Here is a 24,184-nt window from a genome sequence, read left to right as displayed (position 1 = left end):
CGATAGCCGGAAGGTATCCCATGCTGTTCCATCGATTGGTTGAAAGAACAGCTCGGGAGCTTCCGAATCCAGAATTCCGCGATCCCCTGCTTCACGCGGCAGAACATGTTCTCCGTCTGCAGAATTGCGTTCACGGCGCGCAGCTTGCGGAGATCGCAGAAGGGAGATTCCGGTTTCTCGGCAGGTCAATGGATTTCGGCGGGATCGATCGCATCGCCTGGCGCGTCGAGATGGGCGAGGGCAATAATCGCCTTTGGCGGATGACGTTGTCGTATCTGGGTTGGACCGTACCACTCCTCGCCCGAGGCGCTGCCCGGGACGTGTCCATGATACGTCGGGCAATCGACAGCCTCGTGGCCCAGAACCAGTGGAACGTTCCGGGCGTCTTTCGAGACGTTTGGCATCCGTATTCTGCAAGTCACCGCCTGATAAACCTGCTTGCGGGATACGCACTGTTTCGTGCTGCGGGCGGGCGCCACTCGGATGATCTTGCGGCTTTGCTCGAACACGCAAAGTTCTGCGCTGCATTCGTCCTGCGCAATCTGGAGCGTGATCTCCAGTTCAATCACCTGTTGAAGAACTACGTGGCGCTCTCTTTGTATCGCGCGGCCCTCGGGCAGAACACGACCCGCTTGGGATTCCTGGACCGCGCGATACGACGGACGCTGGATCAGGTCGTGCTGAGCGATGGCGGCCATGCCGAAAGATCGCCGATGTATCACGCATTATGTCTGGTCGACCTGCGAACGTTGCAGGCCGCCAACTCGGCCAATGCCCCTTGGCTGGAAGCAGCCATTTCAGCGATGCAGTCGGCCCTCGGCGTCATGTGCCACCCGGACGGCGATATTGGCCTGTTTAACGACTCGTGGTTCGGCGAGGCTCCATCGGCTAGCGAACTTGCACCACCGGCGGTGGACGGCCGGGTCGCGCTGCCGGAAACAGGATACGTTCGACTGTCCGGCCAGAACGATGCCGTCATTTTTGATTGCGGACCCTGCGGTCCTGATTCCAATCCGGGGCACGCGCATGCGGATTTCCTCAGTGTTGAAGTCTCGGTCGCCGGCAAGCGGTTCCTCGTCGATCCCGGTGTGCCAACATACTCCCAGGGGCCTGCGCGGGATCATTGCCGATCCGCTTGCCGTCACAACGGACCGCACGTCATCGACGTCGAGCCCATCGAGTTCTGGGGGTCCTTCCGTGTCGGACGTCGGGGATTGGCACTTCCTCTGGAGGATCCGACCCTCGGCAGTGTGGTGCCGCTGTGGGCGGCGGGATATCAAACCGGCTTTCGTCCAGTGGGGGCTGATGTGGCCCGCTGGGTCGGACTGTGGCCCGGGTGCGCTTTGCTCATCATAGACGTTTGGCGCGGTGTTGAACCGGCACGTGCACGCGGTCGCTTCCTGGTGCCGGGAACGTGGTCCGCGTTGCCTTCCGGCGCATTCGCAGCAGGCGGGGTGCAGGTGAGCCTCAACGTGCTTTTGGGAAAACGACATCAGGTCGTCGGCGACAAATGGTGGCCGAAATTCGGGGAGTCGGAATCTGCGCACAGCATATCCATACATCCGGTACCGGACGACGATGGTTCTGTCGCGGCGACCTTGTGGATTTGGAAGGAGCGGGTACCGGCAACGAGTCTTCAAGCTTGCGGCATAGCAAGAACCTTGCTTGCGCACTGCCGGGGACACTTGCCATGAAAATCGTCGTGTGCGGGCTCGGATACGTCGGTGTGACAGTGGCCGCCTGCATGTTGCGAAAGGGCGCGATGGTGGTCGGCGTTGACGTAAACCCGCAAAAGGTGGAGATCGCTAATGCGGGTCGCTCTCCCGTGAAAGAGCCCGGGGTTGAGGAAACCTTTGCGAAGGCTCGAGCCGAAAACCGCCTGACGGCAGCCAAGACGCTGGGAAGTACGCTCGCGGACGCGGATGTCGTGGTCGCGTGCGTCGGAACTCCGAGCTGTGAGGACGGCTCGCTCCAGCTGTCGTACGTATCTTCGGTTTCGGAGGAAATCGGTAGGGCGGTTCGGCAACGATCGCCCGAGTGCCGGCCGCTGCTGTGCGTATTCCGATCGACAATGCTGCCTGGCACCATGGAAACGGTGGTCATGCCTAAACTGAGCGCGGCTGCAGGAGAGCCGCCAGGTCAGCGGTATGAGCCGGTGTACAATCCGGAATTCATGCGCGAATCGACCGCCATCGCAGACTACTTCAACCCTCCGAAGATCGTCGTGGGCGAGCGGTTTCCTGGCGCAGCACAGGATCTGTACGGCATCTACGATGGCATCGATGCGCCCGTATTCAAAGTGCCGTTTGCGGTGGCGGAGATGGTCAAGTACGTGGACAACTATTTCCACGCGCTCAAAGTCTCGTTTGCCAATGAAGTCGGGAGATTGGCGCTCAGCTGTGCGGTCAACCCGGCAGACGTAACACGCATCTTCTTGTCGGACACCAAACTTAACGTCTCGCCCTACTATCTGCGTCCTGGCAATGCGTTCGGCGGATCCTGCCTTCCCAAGGATGTTCGTGCTCTCGGCGCATTTGGACGAAAAAACGGAATGGACGTGCCGCTCCTGCAAAGCGTGATCGCCAGCAATACCGCCCACAAGTCCTTTATCGCGCGCCTGGTTGTAGCGCACGCGCCGAAGGGGACACGCATCCTGCAGATGGGGCTTACGTTCAAGCCAGATACGGACGACCTCCGCGAAAGTCCGCTGGTTGAACTCGCCGCGACCCTGCTCGAGCAAGGATACGAGCTGTCTCTGTTCGAACCGGACCTGAAGCCGGAGCAACTCGTCGGCGCCAACCTGGCCTTTGCAGACTTGCATTTGGCGCGACTTCCGGAACTTCTGGTTACAGATTTCCGGCGCGCGGCGGCAAGAGCAGACCTGATCCTACTCGGAAAGCCGATGTCCGGCGTCAAGCTGCCCTCCGACAAGCGCTTTCTCAATCTCTATCGCTTCTAGGCGGCGACCTCTCGCCAGCTGAATTTGTGCGGGGTGTCGAACTATCGCGGGTGTCGCCAGGAACCGCGGAGAGGCTTGTGCATTCGATAAGGCGCGCGGGACTGGCGGGCATGCGATCCGGAATCTCACGGCGACACCGACACCGGTCAGGGGAGAGCCATGCCACCCAACGCAATGTTTCCCTCATCCATGAAAGTCAGGCCAGCAGTCCATCGGCTGAGAATTCTCCTTGTGTGCAGCCGGTTGCCGTTACCGATGATCCGTGCAGATCAATTGACTGTCGCGCACCTCATTTCGTTCCTGGCCGCGCGCGGTCATGTCCTGGACCTGTTCACGCTTGATACCGGAGAGGAGCCTACGCCTGAGCAGCGGGCCTGGCTGGATCAGCGCTGCCGTCAACTCCTTGTGTTCCGACAATCCACGGCACGCAGCATGCTCGGGGCGGCCCGGGCCGTCGCAGCCGGCAAGCCGATGCAGGTTGGTTGGTTCACCAATCGCGCTCATATACAGGCCGTCCGGCAAGCCATCTCGCTGAGGCAATACGACATCGCCTACGCCTATTACATCCGCAGCGCCGAGGCGCTCCGCGCGGTCTGCCCCGCCGACGCGGAACCCGACGCAGGCCGCCCTCCCACAATTCTCGGCATGCAGCTGTCGCAATCGCTGAACACGCGCAGGCTGGCGCAAAACTCCAGAAGGCTACGAGATAGGATCATATTTGCCGTAGAGCAGGGCCTGGTACGTCGATACGAGGCCAACATATGGCGCGATTTCTTCAGGACGGTCCTCATCAGCGAGAGAGACGCGGAGGAAATTCGCCTGGCCTGTCGCGAATGGTCGGTGCCGGAGATAAGCAATTACGTTCTTTCTCCGCACGGCGTGGATACGAGCCGATTCCGTCCGCGTCCGGACATCGAGGGCGATCCAGCCACGCTGGTCTTCTCCGGCGTGATGGGGACCAATACCAACATTCACGCGATCACCTGGTTCGCCAGAAATTGCTGGCCGCACATAAGAGCGGAGGTCCCGGGCGTGCGTCTGCTCATTGTCGGTCGGCGGCCGGCGCGTGAGGTCGTCCGTCTTGCTGCTCTCGACGACGCGATTACGGTGACGGGCGAGGTTGCCGATCCTGCGGAATACATTGCTCGCGCGACGGTCTGCATAAATCCAGTACAAATAGGAGCCGGCATGCAGAACAAGCTGATCGAGTATATGGCCTGCGGCAAGGCGGTCGTGGCAACGCCGGTCGCCAATGAGGGGATTAATGCAATTTCCGGAACGCACCTCCTCGAGGCCGCCGGTCCCGAGGCATTTGCCGATGCCGTCGTCGCGCTTCTGCGTAATCCGGCGATGCGGGCGGCTTTAGGGAAGAGCGCACGCGAGTATATCGAGCGCTACTGGACTTGGGAAAAGCCGTTCTCCGCGCTCGAATCCGAGATGTTGGCGATGGCGCGCTTTGAGCGCAAGCTGTCGAGCGTCATGCGCTGAAATAGAAGTGCATGACGGAATATGTGACGCGGCGCTTTGGTGACTCGCTTCTAGGACGCGGTAGTCGCTGCGCAACCATCGCCGGTCAGGAAGGCACCGACGTTGGCGACATACTCTGGCGTATCGCCTCGCGCAATCGACCAGTTGATCTGGGCGACGCAGAGCCTGATCCGCAACGAGTGACGGGACGAAACGAGAAGCACCGAACGCGGATCCGCCGCCAGGGCCAAGGTTGCCAAGATGGCCGGGTGGGCATCGGGATCAAAGAAGTCGAATCCATAACGGCTGGACAGAGCACTCGCCATCTCGGGCCGGTCGGCAATCGCGGCTCGCAACAGCGGAAGGCCGTAACGCAGAATGCCGTGAACCACACGCAATCCCGACCTATTGGCAGGCAGGGCATCACCCGGCGCATACCGATGCTGCCAGACATCACCATAGCGGATCGAGTGTTCGGCAGTTTCCTGCGTGCCGGTACCCAAAAGACGGACCCGTCCCGAGGATGCAAGCAGCGCCAATTCTCTGCGCAGCTCAGGCGTCATGTCGCCGGTCGTGGGCTCGTGTAGCAGCAGGATGTCAACCCATTCGGTCTTCAGCCTTCGCAGGCTGTCCTCAAGCGAGGACCGTACCTGGTCGGGATGGAACAATCCGGTCGTTACAAGAGCCTGCGCCTGCCGCAAGGCGAACTGTTTGACCTTAGGCAGCCGCAGCGCGACGGGGCGCAACGTCTTGCGCACGAATGAAAACAGACCGGGAAGCTTGGGCCGTGCAATTCCGACCTTCGTGGCCAGGATGAAGTCGCCGCGATGGGACCGGACAAGATTGCCAACGACGTCTTCGGCAAGCCCGTAAAGCGGCGCGACATCGATGTATCTGATTCCGGCTTCGTAAGCTGCTTCGAAAACGGCGATGCTCTCGCCGAGGCTTGCGCCGCCGGTCAAGCCTCCGCCGCCCAACCCTATGCGGCACACTTCAGCAGCCGAACCGGGTCTCCGGACCTTATGCATTTCGGTGACTCGTCAGCCGGTCGCACAAGCGAAGGGCGAGCGCCAAGGCGGTGTAGGTGCAGTTTGCATATCCCGATGTGGGAAAGGTGGCGGCGCCCGCTACATGAAGGTTAGCGGTGCCGTGAACCCGAAGATGTGGATCCACGACCCCGCCGTCGAACGTTGGTGCCATTCGAAGCCCGCCGCATTGGTGATAGCTGTCGACGCATTCATCCAGCAGTGAGATGTCGCGCGCACCGATCTTCGGATGAAGCTGCATGTCTGCGATGCCCGTTCTCGTCAGGGCATCCCGAACGATCTCGCAGAACCGGGCTATGGTATGGAGTTCCCGCCCATCAATTCGCCAGTCGAGGCGCACCACGGGCATCCCCAAGGCATCACGCCGCTCGCTATCCAGCCTGATCGCACTTTCGCGGAGGGGCACCTGCTCGCAATTTACGAGCAGTCGAATGCCCATGTCGGAATGATTGAAGATCCTGTGCTCTCGGAAATAGCGGCGGATCAGCGGACCCCAGATCCTAAGCAACGCAAGGCTATGACCCGGAACCGCTTTCAAATTTGGCGGGACTGCTCCGCGGAGCGCGGACGAGACGAACAGCTTTACGTTATCGATATGGTGCTGCAACGAAGAGTCAAACTGCAAAACACCGCTGATGTTGAGCAGCCGTTCCGCCTCTTGCACGCGCTCTGACAAACGCATTTTCGGCTGATACTTCTGGCCGCCGAGCAGGATGGAGTCAAAGATGCCGTCGAAGCTCTCGGTCTTCTTGCGAAGTAGCCGGGCTGCGCTGATTTCCAGATGGTCCTGAAAACAACATCCAAGCCACCTATTGCGGCCCCAGGGAGCTTGTCGATCGTTCTGCGCGGAAATCAGCAACAACCGGTTGGCCTCGACCGTTCCACAGGCGATCACGACGTGCCTTGCCGATACCCGGGCTGGCTGCCCATTGATCGATTTCATCACGACCGTCTTGACGTGATTTGTCCCCTCGTCAAAGACGAGCTCGCTGGCCACTGCATGAAGCATCAGCTTCAGGTTCGAACGTGTCGTGAGGTCCTTCCGAAACAGTCGCGCCAGGTTTCTCTCGCGCAGGGATCGCGTGAGCACGACCTCGATGGCGTCATCAAGAACCGGAGGGGCGAAGCCGGTCTGCTTCCAGACTTCCGTGTCGCGGCCGATGCCGGGCTTGATCCCGAGTAACTTGGCCGCACGGTCATAATAGGGCGCGAGATCCTCGAACTTCAGTGGCCATCCGCTGTTCTCGACCCATTGGCGTTGCGCGAAATCGATCGGGGTGTAAGGCATCAACGTTCCACCCCAGACGATACTGTTTCCGCCGAGCACGCGAATGCGGGCCTGTGAAAGCCCGTTGTGGGGACGCCCGTCATTGATTGCGGCGTTCAGCTTTTGCGCGGCCGGCTCCACCGTTCTTCCGCCGGACTCGAGCACGACGACCTCGTGCCCGGATCGCGCCAGCTGAACGGCTACGACAATTCCGATCGGGCCGCCGCCGATAACAACGATGTCACAGGAAGGCAACTCCCCGACACATATCTGGTCAAATTCCAGGATCACGCCAGCGGCCTCCCCGGGCGTGAGCGCCGGCGTGTGCGATCGATGCGTACGAGGCGGGCGGTCGAACGATCTGGATCCCACCACTGGTCCGGGCGCAAGCCGACTCTGCGAGCGCGGGCAGGGAGCATGTTGCGCTCACCGATGATCGGGGTTAGCCGGCGGCGACGAAAATGAACACCGGACGGCAATAGATCCCAATGTGCAAGCGATTGTCCGCACGACTTCGCTCCACCCCTACGCTGCCCGGTCGGGAGCATCTGTGGCGCCGACCAAAATGAACCTCCGGCGCCCATGATAGTTCCATTGCGATGCGAAAGAACAATCGGGCTCCCGTTCAGGGCAGGACTGGTCGCTGCGGCGGGACGGGAACTGGCGGCGCCGGTCGACTGGCGACCGGCGAGCGGTATGATGCGGCGATGTGCGTGTACCTTGCGGCCAGATTCCGACTGTGCGCTCCTCGGCAGACCCCGGCCGGAACGTGACGATGAACCTCCATAGCTATCTCGCACTAAAGGCGTCGAACACCGCTTTCCAACTCGTGTTCGGGATTCTCACCACGTACGTTTTCCTGCGGATTCTCTCACCGGATGTTTTTGCCGCCTATATTCTGATTTCCGCCATAGGCGGTTATTCGAGTTTGGCCGATCTTGGCTGTTCAAATCTAATCTACGTCAATATGCGGCAGGCGTATTTGGGTGGTCATCATCTTGGGGCCGCGTTTGAAGAAGCATTGGCGGCGCTTCTTACCTACTGCGCCGTAGTCCTGCTGGTGCTTTTCGTCGTCAGCGCACTGATCGTGGCCGACGTCATTGAAAACCATGGTGCGCCGCTAAATCTGATCCTGTACTTGCTATTCTGGCTGCTGCTGTTGCCGTGGAACATCGTCAGGACCGCTGCGAATGCGGTCGACCTTTATGTCCCTTTCGAAATCATCGAGTTGATACGCCGGTCGCTGGTGACCGGATTTCTGGTAAGCCTTCTGACCGGGCTTGAGGTCCGACAATATCTGATCGCGATAAACGTCGTTTGGGGGGGCTGCTTTCTGGTCGCGGCGTTTTACGGGCGCCGCCTATTTCGTAAATTCGGCGCCGGCAAAGAGTCGATCGGCGCGGCCGTGGTTCGCTTGTATCGTGATCGGCTGGCCAGCGTGAAGGCGGTCGCTGCTTTCAACGTCAGTGCATTCACCATCTATATCTTTCCCTATTTCATAATTCCAGCAATGTCGTTTCCCACGAATGCTCTGGTTGTATTCGATACGTTTTACAAGGTCGGCCGCTTTGGTGCGACGGCATACCGAGTGGCAGGAGATGCGTTCCTGCCAATGCAGACACGGGCAGTGCACGAGGGCAGAACGCGAGATTTGATGTCATCGGTCGCGAAGGTCATGGCCTTTCAGTTCGTCATCTTCCTGGTTGGAGCGATCTGTTTGTTGGCTGGATCGAACTGGATCTTTCCAGCACTCCTCAACGGAAAAGTGGAGATTAGCCAGGCGATCGTGTTGATGATGGTGGCAATGCTCTTCCTGGAACTCATTCAGCTCACGCTCGAGGCGATACTCATCAATTCAGGCTTATTCGAACCCATGGCAAAGCTGTACGTCGCCGTTGTGAGCGCACTCGGCACGGTTGCTCTCGTGAGTTACCTATGGGCATGGTCGTTCCCGCTGTTTCTTGGCGTGTATGTTCTGGTGTACGGGATCGGCGCGGTCCTGCACGTTCCGCTTTTCTTACGCTATCTCGGACCGAGCCGGGCAAAATCGCGTCGGCCAGCCTGACTGCAGGCCGGAATCGGCGCAGGGAGTCCGAGAGTGTCGTCATCAGCCAGCCGCCAGTTCGTGATCGGGGCGAAGATCCCTCGGCAGCCCTGTCCGGAGCCTCGGGGCTGCACTTCAGCGGGCGCCTGCGGAAACTTCGTTGGCGGACAGTCGGGCCGGTGAACGGCACCATACCGGGAGGGAGCTGGTAGTTGCCCAGGCGTGGACCGTCTTGACCGGCGCGGTTGCACTTGCGTTTTTGTGCGCGCTGTCCGGAACTCCTTGGCGGCCGGCGTGTTCCCAATGCGCGAGGTCCTCCATGGGGAACAGGCGTTGGCTCCACGATCCTTCCAACGACAAAGTTATCAATCGCCTCCGTTTTCGGTCCTGACCACCCGTTGCGGATTAGCGTGGGGCGGGAGGGTCAGCACGGTGACGAGCGAACAGCCGGTCCAGCGCGAATCCTCGGTCAGTTCGTGCGTAGAGTCTCTCGCGTGCCTGCAATCTTCCTGTCGACGTGATGTTTGAACGGCAACAGAGGTGGCAGGACTTATGCTGAAGAAGGCAAGCAAACTGCTGCAAACACTATCAAACCCGAGGTATTGGAGCGGACTGCGACACGGGATAGCTCCGACCATAGAACACAAACTGGCGCTGAAGGGGTTGAACATAAGGACAGTGCTCGACATCGGCGCCAACAGAGGCCAGTTTTCGCTGCTTGCCCGATGTCTCTACCCCACGGCGACCATTTATGCATTCGAACCCCTCCAGCGTCCTGCTGAGCGGTTCCGCGCGCTATTTGCTGATCAGGCAAATGTGCATCTCTTCCAGGTGGGCATCGGCGAGGCTTCGGGCGAAACTAAAATGTTTGTTGCGAACGATCATCACGCCTCGTCGTCGATCCTGAAGGCGCACAAGCAATCGGAGATATTCGGCTCGCGAGAAACAGGAGAGGAGACGGTTCGCGTCGGCCGACTCAACGAATTTCTGCCCCTTGAGCGCATACGTGCGCCCTGCCTGCTCAAGATTGATGTTCAGGGTTATGAGCTACAGGTCATAAATGGATGTCGTGAGGCGTTGCCCCTCATCGATTATCTGTACGTCGAATGCTGCTATGTCGAGTTGTATGCGCGTCAGGCGCTCGCTCACGAGATTCTGCGCCGGTTGGGGGAGCTTGGCTTCGCGCTCCGAGGCACTTTCAACCAGCACTATGATGCGGAGGAGGGCCCTGTGATAGCCGATTTCCTTTTCCAATCGTTGAGATCGATGGCCGCGGTCCGGGCGGCGTAGTTGAAGCAGCGGCTCTTCCCCAATCGCGCCGGGAGCGCGCCCGACATGCTCAAGAGCGACGTTCGCAGCTTCTGGGACAAAGGCTCTGCTGGCGAATTCTGGGCTGTCGGATCGGACGCGAAGTCGCGTTTCCTTACCGAGGAAAGGTCGCGTTACCAGTTTGAGCCCTTCATACCGGCTTTCGCCGACTTCGCCACGGCCGCGGATCGGGTCGTGCTCGAGATCGGCGTCGGCATGGGGTGCGACCATCGGCAGTGGGCGCGAGCGCATCCGAGACTCCTGCTCGGCACAGACCTGAGCTGGCGTTCCGTTGCCTACACGCGCGAGCGGTTCGATTTGTTCAATTCGAAGTCAAACCTGATCCTGGCCGACTGTGAACGTCTGCCGCTGGCCTCTGACTGCGTCGACATCGTCTATTCGTGGGGCGTAATGCATCACACGCCAAATACGCCGCAGGCAGTTCAGGAGGCCTACCGCGTGCTGCGGCCCGGTGGAATCGCCAAGATCATGATTTATCACAAGTGGTCGCTGACCGGCTATATGCTCTGGATGCGCTACGGCCTGATGCGAGGGCGGCCTTGGCGGGGGCTGGAATATATCTATGCGAACTTCCTGGAAAGTCCGGGGACCAAAGCCTACACGGTCGACGAAGCACGACAACTCTTTCACCATTTTTCCGACGTTCGCATCGCCATACAAGTGAACTATGGGGATCTGCTGCAGAGTGAGGTCGGCCGACGGCACCGCGGCCCGCTCCTCAGCATTGCAAAGAAGCTATGGCCTCGCTGGCTCATCCGCAGAGTGTTCAAGCGGCACGGCTTGTACCTCTTGGTGACCGCCGTGAAATAGAGCCACGCTTCGTCCTGTGCTCGAGGGATGGTGATGGACAAGAGACAAGAACGTGGGCTCGTTTCGGCGCTCACCGGTCTTCGCGCCATTGCTGCCTATTTTGTCGTGGTGTTCCACTACGGATCGACCTTCGCCAACTCGGTCGGCGTACCGTGGCCAATAGGCAAAATTCTCAGCAACGGATATCTTGGTGTGAGCTTCTTTTTCGTGCTGTCAGGCTTCATACTCGCCTACAATTATCGCAGCCCGCTGACGACATGGTCGGCCAAGAAGGCATTCTTTCTGGCACGGTTCGCACGTATATACCCCGTGTACATCCTGGCGCTTCTCGCAAGCTTCTCTATCGGAAGCAGGTACGTCGAGTCGGTGTCGATGGGCGCTATTCCTCAATTCGTGCTTCTGCAGGCCTGGGTTCCGTACACTGCCAGCATCCAGTATTGGAATACGCCCGCATGGACCCTCTCGGTCGAGGCACTCTTCTATATCAGCTTTCCGTTGGCTCTCGCGCTGGCAGCGAGCGCCTCAGACAAAAAGCTGGGCATTGCTGTCTGCCTGCTTGCGAGCATTATCGTGATAGGTCAGACACCTGCGCATAGTTTTGAGCGCTCCGCGCCGGCCGGGCTGGGCTGGGTGCCGTTGCCGCTCTTGCGTCTCCCGGAATTTCTGCTCGGCGTCTCGCTCGGCGTGCTCTGCACGCGAGGGAGATTGCAGAGTCTCGGCCGCGCGCCCGTTTTGCCGGCGATCACCTTTGCCACGCTTGGGTGTTTGGCTGTGCTTCCAAACGGGACCGTGCCCGGTCCGTTCGGGGTTCTTATGGGGCTGCTCATCGCATCCGTATTCTGGAGCGCCGAAAGCCGGATCCGGCGTTTGCTCTCAACGCGGCTCGTTGTCTTGCTCGGGGGCGCGAGCTACTCGCTATACCTGCTGCAGGAGCCTGCGCATGACCTGTTCACGTCCGTGTTCGACGGCCGAACCAAGCTCACCGTGATTGCCTACTATCCGATGGTCACCTTGCTTTCGATTGCCACGTTCGTTGTTGTCGAGGAACCGGCGCGAGAGATGATCCGTCGCTTCTTCGGAATGCGCAGCTCCGCAGGCGCGGAGATCATGCAGCGGATCGCAATAGCGGGTCCCGAGATGGACCGGCTCGAAATGGACGCTCAGCGGAGAGGCGGCGCGCCTCAGGCCGGGGGCGCTGCCGTGGTTGCCCGTCCCGATCAGGAGCGGTTCGGCGTGAGCCGAGAGCCGCCGCACGGTCCGCCCGCCGGGTGAAGCACAGGGGTGCGTTCAGGTCGAGCCTCAGGCGGCTGAGGTTGCGTCGACGGTGGAGATCGGACCGGCACGGCGGAGCTGGATGAACCAATCGTTACAGACGTGCCGCCGCGATCTTCTCGTTTGGAATTGCAATCGTATTCCAAACGGGGCGTTGCAAGGGAGACCGTGCTTCGGCCTCACCGTCCAACAATACATAGCGATGCGTTTCAAAGAACGCCGCCATCGGATCCTGGAGTTCGCTTGCGCACTCGATGAGAATGTTGGGGCGAATCGTCGCAATCGTCTGCGCGCCGCCGTGCAGAACCCCCATTTCCCCGCCTTCAACATCTATCTTGAGCACGGTCGGCGCGGCCAGGCTCCTGGCGAGCGTGTCGATCCGCATTGTCGGTACCCATCTCGTTTCCTCCGGAACAACGAACGCGTCCCGCCACTTGCCAACCGACTCCAGCTTGTTGAGCGCCCGACTGAACCTGGAGATCTGAAAGGCAGCCGCAGCATCCTCGCTCGAAATCGCAACGCTGATTGCGGACAGCTTGAGGTTTCGGTTCTGCCTCAGCCTGAGGCTCCGGATCAGGTTCCACGCGAGTTCCAAGTCCGGCTCAAAAGCATAGACGCGGCCACGGCGGACCTTGAGTGCGGCGGGTAGCGCAAACAACCCCAGATTCGCGCCTATATCCCACACAACGTCATCGACTCCCACCCATTCGCGAATGAACCGCTCATGCACGGGATCAACAAGCGACTTGCGGACGTCGAGTACGCTGAGGCTGCTGCTGGGCGAAACATAGGCCTGGAAAACACCGTCGTCCGTTCTGGCTCTTCGGCGAAAATACCTGGACTCGAAAAGTCTGTACAAGGCGCGCCGGTAACGGGGCGATTGCGCTCCAATTCCCATCGTTGATTTCCATCAGCCTTACGGGCACCCATCGCGGATGCCATCTCTCTTGAACCGCAAGTGTTTGAGTTCAGGCGCGGTCGCGACGGGCAGTCTGTAGGCGTTCATGCTCCCCAGTTCTTCGCTGATTGGCAAGACGGGACAATGCTCCTCGTCATCGGCCAGTGCGCGAGAGTCGGTCCGTTCTACATGTACGCGCGATAAAGAGGCATGTTCCGGTTCCCGGCGTGGAACAAGTGCGCAGAGCGGGTGAGCCGAAGATCCATCGCACTTGCTTTCCCAGCCAGCTCTCCTTGGAACGAACGTGTCAGGAAGAAATTGGTCCGGCCGGGAGACGGGGAATGCTCGAATCGAGTTTGCCCAAGGCGATGGCTGGTACGCCTCAAACGTCGGCTAGGAGCGACCTTCGACGGGCGCTTGCCTTGGGGGTTGCCGTGGCCGAAATGGCGGCAATCGCGATTTCGACCTATCTCGCCTTCATTGTCTACCATCTGGTGGTATGGAGCGCGCTTCCAGATACCATAGCTTACGGCTGGATTTGCACGGGTTTGGCGCTGATCTACGGCATCATTTGCCTGGCCGATAAGCAATACGACTCCCTTGGCGCCGAATGGAATCACAAAGCGCGCAGTCGAGGGGCGCTCGCATTGGCTCTGGCCTTCGTATTCCTCCTCGCTTTCATGTTCCTCACCGGAGCGGGTACCAGCTATTCGAGAGGAACGTTTCTCGCGCAATTGGCTGTCGCCTTGCCTGCGCAGCTCACCGTCAGAACCTTGTCACAGCGTGCCTTGGACGTTGCGCGAAAAAGCGGCCATTGGACATCGGGCGTACTGGTCCTGGTATTTCCCGGTGTCGAAAAACCAATGCGGCTGCTTGAGAGCTTGTCGACAAGGCCGGACGAGATACGCCGGATTCATTATCTCGACCGAGATGCATCTGCTTCGGAATTGCGGAGGATCCTGCGGGACAGTCGCACTCTTCACTGCGAGTCCGTGCTCTTACTGTTTGGCTCAGACAGCATGGACGCGGTCAGCCGTGCCGCCGAGATTGTTTCCGAAATGCCGGTCAGGGTTCAGCTGTTGCCGATCAGCATGCTGCAATTCATGCATTGCAGCCGGATCGGATTCTACGGCCGGGCGCGGGTGTTCGAGCTTGCATCAGGACCGAGCTGGGTCATGGACGTGCTGTTGAAGCGCAGTTTCGACCTTATCGTCGCTACCGTTGCGGGGCTGTTGCTGCTGCCGTTGATGTTGATCGTGGCCGTCCTGATTAAGCTGGACTCGCGGGGACCGGTCCTGTTTCAGCAGATCCGCCATGGATACAACAACAAGCCCATCAAGGTTCTGAAGTTCAGGACCATGTTTTCGTGCGAGGAGAGAGAGTTTCGGCAGGCAACACGGGACGATCCCAGGGTCACCCGCGTCGGACGGATATTGCGGCGAACCAATATCGACGAGCTTCCGCAGCTGCTCAATGTTATCCGAGGCGACATGTCGATAGTCGGGCCGCGCCCCCACGCAGTCTCGCACAATGAAACGTATGACGGTCAAATCGCGCGCATGTCGAGGCGACACAATGTCAAGCCGGGAATTACGGGCTGGGCACAGGTAAACGGACTCCGGGGCGAAACCGATACGTTCGAAAAAATGCGAGCGCGTGTGGAGCACGATCTGTACTACATCGACAATTGGTCACTTGCGTTCGATCTGAAGATCCTCTTGATGACGATCTTTTCGAAGAAGATCTATGACAACGCCTACTAGGCATGCGCTGTGCCGAGCATTGAACGGTTCCAGCACTGCTGGCTAAGCCGGATGGATCCGACGAGTTCCGGGTGATTCTCCGGCTTGATTAGGGTAGAGTCCGCTATCGCGTGTCGCGTTAATATGTGTGAGCGCCCCAACGGAGATGATGCCATGCCGACCTTCGTCATGCTCACCCGCTTGAACCCCGATGCGGTTCGGTCACCCAATGGACTTGAAGCGCTTGAGCGCGAAGCCATGAAGCGTGTTCGGGAAGAATGCCCTGGCGTCAAATGGCTCAACAGCTATGCGGTGCTCGGTCCTTGCGACTACCTCGATATCTTCTCTGCAAGCGACATCGAGGCTGCCGCTAAGGTCTCGGCGCTGATCCGGACTTTCGGCCATGCCCAGACCGAAGTCTGGACAGCGACCGAATGGGATCGATTCAAGGAAATCGTCCGAACGCTCCCGGGCGATAAGAAAAAGTAGCTGCACGGCTCGCGTAGACTCTCGCCGCCGTCAAAGCACATGCCTTCAGAGAATATGCGGCGCATCGGCGCACGAACCCGCGGATCGACGGACGGGATCAGCGCGTAGATGGGTTGAGCTTGCGAAAACCATCAAGCTTCTTCTTGCGCTCGGACCCAAGCTACGACATGGCCATCAACGGCACGCCGACGAGGGAAGATCATTGCGAAGGGCTCAACCCATCGGCTCAATTGAAAGCGCTCGGAAGCGGCTTTCCGGCGTCCGTGCCCTGCCACAGCGCGGCAGGGCGGATAGCTGAAACGCGCAATCCGCCGCTATTCGCTCAACAACCGGCGTGGCCTACGCCTTCGGTAATCCTGTCTGCACGGGCTGCTGGCGGCAATGGCAGGCCGCGACAGGACAGGCCAGACTTCGCGAAGCCGTCCGCCCTTGAAATCGCCTCATGAGATGCGTATATAGGCACAATCGATACTTGGCCGAATTACTGTCCGCTTCGCCTTGCTTTCCTGACGGGCGCGTTCGTTTCAGAAACTTCTCCAAAATCGACGAACCGGGACAATGGCCGCAGAACATTGCGTGTCATGTCCCACGCGCATCCCGTCACTGAAAGGAAATTCCATGACTATGGGAACTGTGAAGTGGTTTAACAACCAAAAGGGCTTCGGCTTCATTCAGCCCGACAACGGCGACAAGGACGTCTTCGTTCATATAAGCGCCGTCGAACGCGCCGGGTTGGGCACCCTCAACGAGGGCCAAAAAGTGTCTTTCGACATCGTTGCAGACCGCAGGACCGGCAAGTCTTCGGCTGATAATCTGCGCGCCGCCTAACTCGCCGTGCAACGAGCCACATCGCTCTGACCACGGATGTACTGGCAGAGCCTAAGGTCTGGGTCCCGCCACCGCTTTGCCGGTGCGCGGGATTTTCGTTTTGATCGTTTGCCCAGGCCTCGGGAGTGCAGCATTATTCCGCTGCGGCCATGCGTCTTTTGAATTGGGCGTACCGCTCGGTTTGATTGGCGACCCTGACCCAGCTATCCGAAAGACTTCGTAAGACCCTCGCCTCGGCCTCGCTCTCCGCCAAACCCATCAAACGAAGGCATTCCGCCGATTGATCCCTGCAACGATTTGCGGTGTCCATGGCCAATTTGGCTCCCCTCAAAAATCTGGTGATGGCTAAGCCGAGCTACGACTATGACCGCGAGAATGGGCAGCCGGCACGATAATCGGGGGACGATCGTCGCGAAGCCCCAGACCGGCGGTCATTTTGCTGCTTCGTCGGAATTTTCCAGGTGCGCTTCCGTTGTCCATCGGCGGCCGCAACTGGGACAGTACCATTCATTCGAGACTTTCGATGGCGCGTAACTTGAAGCATGCGGAGCCGTGATGACTTCCGAACAGACGCAAACGTCAGTTCCCTTGGCGGGTGAGCGGCGATGGTCGGTGTTTGCTTGCAGATTAAATCGAAGAGCCCAAAGCCGCTCGAATCGTCGATGAAAATGAATTGGATAAATCAGACCTTCCATAGGCTCTCCTCGCATTGCGGGCGGGAGCACAGCCGCGTCTCTCAGTCACCAGCGCCTGTGGTCGCATGCTGTTGATGCTACTAATATGGGATACGTCTCACCTAATAGATAGGGCTTGGACAAATATAGGGCCGGCGTTCGAAAGGTTGGTAGTCAGGAGGGGCCGATGATATCGGACGCCCGCGTGAAGTGCGTGCCCAACACCATGATCGTGGGCGTCGGCTGAAGAAAATCGTACTGCATTTCGAGTCCGACGCGAACCTTCAGTCTTAAATGCATCCCCGTTTACTTCACCCGACATGGCTACGGAAACGTCGAATACAAGCCGCAAGCTGCCTTAATTGGACAAATGCGGGCATTGCGCGAGAAATAGATAGCTATTTGGGGGGAAAGCGCGCACGGTTCGCCACATGGTCACGCGCTCGCGACGCGAAACGATTCATTTCCAGCATAACTTCCTGCTCAAGGGCGTCGATCGGCTGTTGCCACCTGGCGCATACGAGGTCATCACCGACGAGGAAATGATCGAAGGTCTTTCTTTTCCAAGCTATCGCCGCGTCGCCACGATGATCGTGGTTCCCGGTGAAGCGCCGCACCATTCCTCGATGGAGATGATCTCGATCAGCTCGGTCGCCCTTTCCGATGCGCAGCGCGAGGACGCGGTCGCAACTCGTGAGTGACACCCCGATCGATCTCGACAAGCATCGTAGCATGGCGGCGAAAGAGGCGTGTTACGTCCTGAATCTGTATGCGCTGACCTGCCGCCAACCGAAACGCATCACCGCGACCTCGCAATTGCCGTGCTTGCGAACCTTACCCGTCTCGTCCCGAAAGCTGAACGAGACGAATGTTCGGCCTCGACACTCGGACGTCTTCCCACGCGATCGAGACCCTCTCGAACGCGCAACTGAAAGCGCTTCATGCAAAATCTCTCCCCCCGTCACGTCAAGACTGAAGAATCGCTTCGCCTCGGTGTCGCCTCCGGTTGGTACTCCACGAAGGTCAGCGGAACATTCGTCTCGGGCCCGCACGATTCCGAAGCCGAGTGCCTGCTCAGGATCGCGGAAATCGATCCTCCTCCGCCGGTCAAGAAAAGACGATGATCCGCTTGCGCTGCCATTGTCTGCCGAAGGAAAATCAAATGACGCGCGCGGCAGCATCAGAGACTATTTATTCAATCGGATGGTGGTGCAGTCTTCGATGATGGACGGCGCCAGGAACATCCCGTGCGCCGTCAGCGCCTCGGCGATGGACGATCTCGAGCACGTCGCGCGGACGGCACCGGACCAGCGCAAACAACATGTCTGATCGAGCTGTGTGCCGGAAAACGTACTGACGCCGGGATCAGGGTAACAGCTGCTCCGGCAATGCGAGCGATACGCCCACACTCATGTCTTGCTTGAGGCCTTCTCGTTTGCGGACTTCGGCCTTGACGGGCAACAAGTACGTGCCGGATCTCTTGTCGGCGAAGATCGACGTTTGCCATTTCGTCTTTCCGATCGTGGCCGTCACCTTGATCGATCCCCACGCGCTGCGCTTGTGTGCGTGAAGGATCCGAATGTTGGCTGCCAGCTCGTCTGGCAACGACACGAAGTGCCAGGCGGCCTGCCCCGGATAGAGCCATAGCTTGGCTCGAAACGTGTACGATTTGTCTTTCATGAATTTGCGACAGTTGCTGCCCGAGGCCCGAGAGAGCCAGCCCGCATGTTTTTGACGGCAGTCGCTTCAGAAGTACAGCGCTTTCGGGTCCGGTGTCGAACCCCCCACGGCTTAAAATCGACGGGATCGCCCTGCAGCGTGAAGAGTGCGCCCCTTCTTTCGATTGCCGATCAAGGCGGCCTGATCTGCCTCAGCCGAAGCAAAGAATTGCAGGAGTTGCGACCATATCAGACGTCCTTGTGTGCAGTGTCGCCCGGGGCCGCTGCTAGCGCATCCTGCCACTCTCGCTCAGGGAGATCCCCGAGCAAATTAGAAAGCTTGACTGCGAGAGCACGAAGGCGGGCATTCTCTTCAAGCAGCCACAGAACATCGTGTGGTGCGGATTCGTCCTGTTCAAGCAGAGGCGACGAAATTTTGAGAAGCTCGTCGGGCGCAACGCTGGCGGCACCCCGACGACGGTCACGTCTGTTATGTGGCGGATTTCCGCTAGGCATGGCAAGTCCCCAAGTTCAGGACGTGCCCCCAGTCGTATAGAAACAGCTTGTACTGAGTCGGCGGCGAATTTGAGTCCGAAATAGGACTGCTAAGGTTCCGCGTCGTAGGCGTCAAGCACGGTTAGATCGGGCGCGACGTGTTTCGCGTCGCCTGCAACGCAATCGCTTCAGCGGTTGCATTCATTGCTGGATGTCCCTAGCTGATCAACATCAGGGAGCCATCGGATCAAGGATTGTCGTGGTCAATCACGCCGAATTCCGCGACCGGCGTGATCCAGTACATGAGCCTCGTTCCAGCGAACGCGGACTTCAGCCGTTCGAGCAACCGCTTGGCGTTTTGCCGCTCAAGAATCGTCCGAACGAGGATCTCGTCGGCGTGGCCCTTGACCAGTTCGGCCGAGGTCCGCAACCGCACTTCGGGACCGTGCCCGGCGGCTTCGGACGCCGTAAAACCTGATACGAGATCACTCTGTTCGCTGATGAAGTCGAACAGCTCGTCGCGAAGCGACCGAGCGAGGACCAGGGTGAGGCAGACAGGTTCGCCGGTCATTTGGCCTCCTTCGCAACGCCGCCAAACCGGCGATAAAGGATCGGAAGGAGGATCAGGGTCAGGGAGGTCGAGGACAGCAGCCCGCCGATGACCACGATCGCGAGAGGCCGCTGAATCTCCGATCCCGGGCCCGTAGCGAACAGGAGCGGGATGAGCCCCAGCGCCGTGATGCTGGCGGTCATCAAGACAGGCCGGAGCCTGCGTCTGGCGCCCTCGACGACGATGCGGTCCTCGGGCACGCCGTGAGCGCGCAGTTGGTTGAAGTACGACACCAGCACGACCCCATTCAGCACGGCGATGCCGAGCAGGGCGATGAAACCGACAGAAGCGGGGACCGAGAGATACTCGCCCGTCAGAACGAGTCCAAAGACGCCACCAATGAGCGCGAACGGAATATTGACCAGCACCAGTAGCGCCTGGCTGATCGAGCCGAAGGTGGTGAACAGCAGGATGAAGATGAGCCCGATGGCGACGGGGACCACGATCGAGAGGCGCGCGGCGGCACGCTGCTGGTTCTCGAACTGGCCGCCCCAGGTGAGCATGTAGCCCTGCGGCAAGGGCAGTTCGGCCGCGACCTTTTGCTGGGCTGCCTCGACGAATCCCACCATGTCGCGGCCGCGCACATTGGCACGGACCACGCTCATGCGATTGCCGTTCTCGCGGTCGATCTTGACCGGGCCGTCCACGCGGTGAATGTGAGCAACCTGCGACAGCGCGACGTGCTGGCCAGACGGAAGCGTGAGCGGCAGGCTCGCCAGGAGGGTCGGCGCCTCGCGCGTCGTTTCGCTGCCGCGAACGAGGATCGGCGTGCGGCGTCCCTCTTCAAGCGCGGTCCCGATCGTGCGACCTTCGATCTGGGTGCGCAGCGAGTTGGCAATGGTGTCGACGGTCAGGCCGAGGCGTCCGGCCTCCATCCTGTCAACGGTGATCGTGTAGTATTGTGCACCCTCGTTCAGGGTGGTGTACACGTCTTCGGCGCCGTCGATGCCGGACAGAATTGCAAACAGCTTGCTTGCGATCTTGTTGAGCTCGGCGATGTCAGGACCGAAGATCTTGACCGCGACGTCGCCGCGCACGCCGCTGATCATCTCCTGCACGCGCATGTCGATTGGCTGCGTGAACCCGAGCGACAGCCCCGGGAAGTTGGCCAGGACCTTTCTGAGCTCCTGGATCAGGGCGGATTTGTCCGCCGTCTTGCGCTCTTCGACAGGCTTGAGGACCAGGAACGTATCGGTCTGGTTAAGCCCCATCGGATCGAGGCCGAGTTCGTCGGACCCGGTGCGGGCCACGATGCCCCGGACGTCAGGCACCTTCGCGAGGATTTCGGACTGCAGCCTTTTGTTCATCACGTTCATCTGATCGAGATTGATTGAGGGCAGCGCTTCGACACTGATGATGATGTCGCCCTCGTCCATGGTCGGCATGAATGTCTTGCCCAGCTGAGTGTAGGCGTAGCCCGCGGCGAGAAGGGCTGCGACGGCAGCGATGATGACCTTGCGCTGATTGCCAAGCGACCAGACCAGTGCAGGCGCATACAGACGGGAAGCCAGTCGGATCAGCCATGGCTCGCCGTGTGAAGCCGTCTTGAGAACAAACGAAGTGGCAACAGGGATGACCGTGAGCGCGAGAAGCAGCGAGCCGGCCAGCGCGAAGATGATCGCGAGCGCCACGGGGATGAACAGCTTGCCCTCGAGACCCTGCAAGGTCAGCAGCGGCACGAAGACGATGATGATGATCAGAACGCCGGATGCGACCGGCTGCAGCACTTCGCACACCGAGCGAAAGATGAGGTGAAGGAGCGGCACGGATTTGCCGTGCGTCTCCTTGCCGAGGTTGCCGACGATATTCTCGACCACCACGACCAGCGCATCGATCAACATGCCGATCGCGATCGCCAGCCCGCCAAGGCTCATCAGATTCGCCGACATGCCGACCAGGCGCATGACGATGAGGGCGATGATGATCGCAAGCGGAAGGCTCAAGGCGATGACCAGCGAGGCTCGCCAGTTGCCGAGGAACAGGAGCAACAGGATAATGACCAGGACGGTCGCCTCGCCGAGGGCCCTGACCACGGTCCCGACGGCCCGGCTGACCAGCTGGCTGCGGTCGTAAAACACGTTGATCGTGACGCTCTGCGGCAGCGAAGGTTTGAGCTCTTCAAGTCGCTGGCGGACGTCGCGCACGAGTTGCCCGGCATTGGCCCCGCGCAGGCCAAGCACGAGTCCTTCGACCGTCTCGCCGTGACCGTCAGCGGTAACCGCGCCATAGCGGGTCAGGGCACCGATCTGGACGCGGGCAACATCCTTGACCCGGATCGGAACGCCGTCCTTGGTGTCGACGACAATGGCCTTGATGTCGTCGACCGTGCGAATAGAGCCCTCGATGCGCACGAGCGCGCCGTCCTCGCCCTGATTGACGCGACCGGCGCCGTCATTGCGACTGTTCGCTTCGATCGCGCGGCGGAAGACGTCGTAGGAAATGCCTCGTGCCGCGAGCGCATTGCTGAGCGGCACGATTTCGAAGGCGCGGACATAGCCGCCGAGGGAGTTGACGTCGGCAACGCCGGGGACCGTTCGGAGCGCCGGCCGGATCACCCAGTCGAGCAGGCTGCGCCGCTCGGCAAGCGACAGATCCGGGCTGTCGATAGTGAACATGAACATTTCGCCGAGCGGGCTCGTGATCGGCGCCAGCCCGCCACTCACGCCCTCGGGTAGATCGCGCGCGATGTTGGACAGGCGTTCGGACACCTGGTTGCGCGCCCAGTAGATGTCGGTGCCATCCTCGAAATCGACGGTGATGTCGGCAAGCGCATATTTTGTCGTGGAGCGGAGGACCTTCTTGTTGGGAAGCCCCAGCAGTTCGAGTTCGATCGGGACAGTGATCCGCTGTTCGACCTCCTCCGGAGTGAGGCCCGGCGCCTTCATGATGACCTTCACCTGGACCGGCGAGACGTCGGGGAACGCGTCGATCGGCAGGCTCGGCAGAACAACAGCGCCCATGCCGATCAGCAGGAGAACGCTCAATCCGACGAAGAGACGCTGCGATAGCGCAAATGCGACCACACGCTCGAGCATTACGGCACGGCTCCGAGCCCCAGCAGGACGCCGCGCAACGCGGAGATGCCGGTGACGGCCACTTCGTCCTTGTCCGTGATCGGGCCCGAGATCACGACATGATCCTGGTCCTCGGCGAGAACGGTAACCGGCACCGGACGGAAGCCGCCCTGGATCGCCACGAAGATCGACGCCTTCTCGCCGCGGCGGAACAATGCGCTGTAGGGAACCTCCCAGGCACTTTCGCTTGTCGAAAGGAAGCTGATCCGTGCCGCGGTGGTCTGCCCAGGGCGCAATTCGCCGGCGTTGGGTACCTCCGCCCGCACCAATATGGTCTGTGTCGCCGCGTCCGTCGTTTCCGAAACCAGGATGACCTGGCCCGGCTTCGCATAGCCGTCGATGTCCACGCGTGCGCCTGGCCTGATCGCGCGGATACTCGATGCCGGGATCGCAATCTCGGCCCACAGCGGCGACAATCGCGCGAGCTTGATCAGCGGAGCCGCCTGTTCGACCCGCTGGCCGGGAGAGACCAGTGTTTCAACGACGGTGGCCGACTGAGGTGCGGCGACGGAGAGCGTCGCGTTGATGGCGGCCTCACTGCTCAGCTTCGAAATTGCTGCGTCGGAAAGACCGCTGAGCCGAAGCATCTGCCGTCGTTCCGCGACAGCAATGCCGGCTTGTCGCGCCTCGGTTTGGCTGGCCTCCAGAACGCGTTGCGGCACTGCCTTGCCTTCGAAGAGTTCGGTGTTCCGTTTCAACTGCTGGGCAGCGAGAACGTCCTGCGCAACGGCATGCAGATATTCGCGTTGCAGCGAAACAAAGCTGGGACTTTCCAGCGTGGCGAGAGGCTCGCCGACCTTGACGCGGTCGCCCCGCGCCACGGACAGGCCGGTTACCATGCCCGCCACCGGCGCGCTTACGACCCACAATTGAGGTGTGGGGATCACGATCTGCGCAGGATATGGCAGCGTCTGATCGGTTCGGCTCGAGATGGGGTGGGTGATATGGACCCCCAGGCTTTGCACCTGCTCGGGGCTCAGCTTCACTTCGTCCTCGGCGATCGAGAGAGACGGCAGGCCGATCAACGCCAGTGCGAGCGTAATTTGAGCGAAGCTCTGCCGATACGTCGGGCGTGCTCTCTCCTTGTGGAAATTCATCATCGATCTTCAATCTTCCGCAAGTCCTGATCCTCGACCAGATCGGATCGGCCCGAGTGCATTATTCCCATCAGGGCGGTTAAGCTCTTGATTTCTGTCAATTTCGGTCACCACCCGTGGGAACCTGGTCGATAGCACAGGTGAATGCGATTTGCCCCTTCGCACCGTCAAGCAGCGCGGCTGCGCCGCTGCAGCGACAATGTGTCTCTGGAGATCGCTCCTTGTCACCTCCCGAAATCGCTGCCGTCGTGTCCTGCATCTTCTTGATAGCGACGACCCAAGGAGAAGGGCATTCGGATGGGTGGTCAAAGTGATCGCCGAACATCGGCTCTCGGCCATTATTCGATAATGCGACGCATTCGCGTCAACCGTCGATGGTGAACTTTTCGGGCAGAACGAGCAGTCAAAGCGCGCGAGCGAAGGTT

At 60.0% G+C, this 24,184-nt stretch carries 19 protein-coding genes and 1 pseudogene; 12 read left to right on the top strand and 8 right to left on the bottom strand.

Translation table 11 applies throughout. The features are described from left to right. Nucleotides 1-20: 20 nt before the first annotated feature. From HY852_RS02435 to HY852_RS02425, 3 genes are all read left to right on the top strand, one after another. Nucleotides 21-1,694: an alginate lyase family protein gene (locus HY852_RS02435; protein ID WP_291602338.1), complete on the top strand. Its 1,674-nt coding sequence runs from the start codon at nt 21-23 to the stop codon at nt 1,692-1,694. Next, nucleotides 1,691-2,959 carry a nucleotide sugar dehydrogenase gene (locus HY852_RS02430; RefSeq protein ID WP_291602337.1) on the top strand — a complete coding sequence of 423 codons (1,269 nt, stop codon included), beginning with the start codon at nt 1,691-1,693 and terminating at the stop codon, nt 2,957-2,959. The genes HY852_RS02435 and HY852_RS02430 overlap by 4 nt, the downstream gene beginning before the upstream one ends. Before the next feature lie 159 nt (nt 2,960-3,118). Then, entirely contained in the window at nt 3,119-4,447 is a 1,329-nt protein-coding gene (locus HY852_RS02425; RefSeq protein ID WP_291602336.1) for a glycosyltransferase family 4 protein, read from the top strand. Between the two features lie 50 nt (nt 4,448-4,497). Here the strand turns inward: HY852_RS02425 and HY852_RS02420 are convergent, their stop codons facing one another. Together HY852_RS02420 and HY852_RS02415 are read right to left on the bottom strand one after the other, a co-directional pair. Then, entirely contained in the window at nt 4,498-5,454 is a 957-nt protein-coding gene (locus HY852_RS02420) for an aldo/keto reductase (protein ID WP_291602335.1), read from the bottom strand. Then, the gene (locus HY852_RS02415) at nt 5,447-7,030 is read right to left on the bottom strand and encodes a GMC family oxidoreductase (protein ID WP_291602334.1); all 1,584 of its coding nucleotides are present in this window, start codon (nt 7,028-7,030) and stop codon (nt 5,447-5,449) included. The genes HY852_RS02420 and HY852_RS02415 overlap by 8 nt, the downstream gene beginning before the upstream one ends. 484 nt (nt 7,031-7,514) lie before the next feature. Here HY852_RS02415 and HY852_RS02410 point away from each other — a divergent pair, with 484 nt between their 5' ends. From HY852_RS02410 to HY852_RS02395, 4 genes are all read left to right on the top strand, one after another. Beyond that, entirely contained in the window at nt 7,515-8,804 is a 1,290-nt protein-coding gene (locus tag HY852_RS02410) for a hypothetical protein (protein WP_291602333.1), read from the top strand. A gap of 531 nt (nt 8,805-9,335) precedes the next feature. Continuing rightward, nucleotides 9,336-10,073, top strand: a complete 738-nt coding sequence (locus tag HY852_RS02405; protein ID WP_291602332.1) for an FkbM family methyltransferase — start codon at nt 9,336-9,338, stop codon at nt 10,071-10,073. A gap of 45 nt (nt 10,074-10,118) precedes the next feature. Then, nucleotides 10,119-10,922, top strand: a complete 804-nt coding sequence (locus HY852_RS02400; RefSeq protein ID WP_291602331.1) for a class I SAM-dependent methyltransferase — start codon at nt 10,119-10,121, stop codon at nt 10,920-10,922. 27 nt (nt 10,923-10,949) lie between these two features. Further along, nucleotides 10,950-12,194 carry an acyltransferase gene (locus HY852_RS02395; RefSeq protein WP_291602330.1) on the top strand — a complete coding sequence of 415 codons (1,245 nt, stop codon included), beginning with the start codon at nt 10,950-10,952 and terminating at the stop codon, nt 12,192-12,194. 94 nt (nt 12,195-12,288) lie between these two features. Here the strand turns inward: HY852_RS02395 and HY852_RS02390 are convergent, their stop codons facing one another. After that, a complete protein-coding gene (locus HY852_RS02390) occupies nt 12,289-13,092 on the bottom strand; it encodes an FkbM family methyltransferase (protein WP_291602329.1) in 804 nt (267 codons plus the stop codon). A 341-nt stretch (nt 13,093-13,433) separates the two neighbouring features. On the opposite strand from HY852_RS02390, the gene HY852_RS02385 reads away from it, so the two are divergent. The 3 genes from HY852_RS02385 to HY852_RS02375 all read left to right on the top strand — a co-directional run bounded on the left by HY852_RS02385 (nt 13,434) and on the right by HY852_RS02375 (nt 16,151). Further along, nucleotides 13,434-14,855, top strand: coding sequence for an exopolysaccharide biosynthesis polyprenyl glycosylphosphotransferase (locus HY852_RS02385; protein WP_291602328.1), 1,422 nt, complete (start codon nt 13,434-13,436; stop codon nt 14,853-14,855). Nucleotides 14,856-15,008: 153 nt separating this feature from the next. Then, the gene (locus HY852_RS02380) at nt 15,009-15,323 is read left to right on the top strand and encodes a GYD domain-containing protein (protein WP_291602326.1); all 315 of its coding nucleotides are present in this window, start codon (nt 15,009-15,011) and stop codon (nt 15,321-15,323) included. Between the two features lie 618 nt (nt 15,324-15,941). Next, nucleotides 15,942-16,151 carry a cold-shock protein gene (locus tag HY852_RS02375; RefSeq protein WP_291602325.1) on the top strand — a complete coding sequence of 70 codons (210 nt, stop codon included), beginning with the start codon at nt 15,942-15,944 and terminating at the stop codon, nt 16,149-16,151. Nucleotides 16,152-17,002: 851 nt separating this feature from the next. On the opposite strand, the pseudogene HY852_RS02370 reads toward HY852_RS02375, so the two are convergent. After that, a pseudogene (locus HY852_RS02370) lies at nt 17,003-17,113 on the bottom strand (transglutaminase family protein); the annotation flags it as partial. A gap of 143 nt (nt 17,114-17,256) precedes the next feature. On the opposite strand from HY852_RS02370, the gene HY852_RS02365 reads away from it, so the two are divergent. Next, nucleotides 17,257-17,526 carry a hypothetical protein gene (locus HY852_RS02365; RefSeq protein WP_291602324.1) on the top strand — a complete coding sequence of 90 codons (270 nt, stop codon included), beginning with the start codon at nt 17,257-17,259 and terminating at the stop codon, nt 17,524-17,526. Nucleotides 17,527-17,766: 240 nt separating this feature from the next. Further along, nucleotides 17,767-17,949: a hypothetical protein gene (locus HY852_RS02360; protein WP_291602322.1), complete on the top strand. Its 183-nt coding sequence runs from the start codon at nt 17,767-17,769 to the stop codon at nt 17,947-17,949. Nucleotides 17,950-18,190: 241 nt separating this feature from the next. Here HY852_RS02360 and HY852_RS02355 read toward each other — a convergent pair whose 3' ends face one another. The 4 genes from HY852_RS02355 to HY852_RS02340 all read right to left on the bottom strand — a co-directional run bounded on the left by HY852_RS02355 (nt 18,191) and on the right by HY852_RS02340 (nt 23,762). Further along, nucleotides 18,191-18,505, bottom strand: coding sequence for a DUF1905 domain-containing protein (locus HY852_RS02355; protein WP_291602320.1), 315 nt, complete (start codon nt 18,503-18,505; stop codon nt 18,191-18,193). Between the two features lie 720 nt (nt 18,506-19,225). After that, on the bottom strand, nt 19,226-19,549 hold the full coding sequence (locus tag HY852_RS02350; protein ID WP_291602318.1) for a DUF3240 family protein: 324 nt from the start codon (nt 19,547-19,549) through the stop codon (nt 19,226-19,228). Beyond that, nucleotides 19,546-22,623 carry a CusA/CzcA family heavy metal efflux RND transporter gene (locus tag HY852_RS02345; RefSeq protein WP_291602316.1) on the bottom strand — a complete coding sequence of 1,026 codons (3,078 nt, stop codon included), beginning with the start codon at nt 22,621-22,623 and terminating at the stop codon, nt 19,546-19,548. The genes HY852_RS02350 and HY852_RS02345 overlap by 4 nt, the downstream gene beginning before the upstream one ends. Next, on the bottom strand, nt 22,623-23,762 hold the full coding sequence (locus HY852_RS02340; protein WP_291602315.1) for an efflux RND transporter periplasmic adaptor subunit: 1,140 nt from the start codon (nt 23,760-23,762) through the stop codon (nt 22,623-22,625). The genes HY852_RS02345 and HY852_RS02340 overlap by 1 nt, the downstream gene beginning before the upstream one ends. Nucleotides 23,763-24,184 lie beyond the last annotated feature (422 nt).

Source organism: Bradyrhizobium sp. (genome assembly GCF_016213215.1).
Lineage (GTDB): Bacteria > Pseudomonadota > Alphaproteobacteria > Rhizobiales > Xanthobacteraceae > Bradyrhizobium.
Note: the sequence above shows the minus strand (reverse complement) of the source record. Positions and strands in the feature narration are given on the sequence as shown.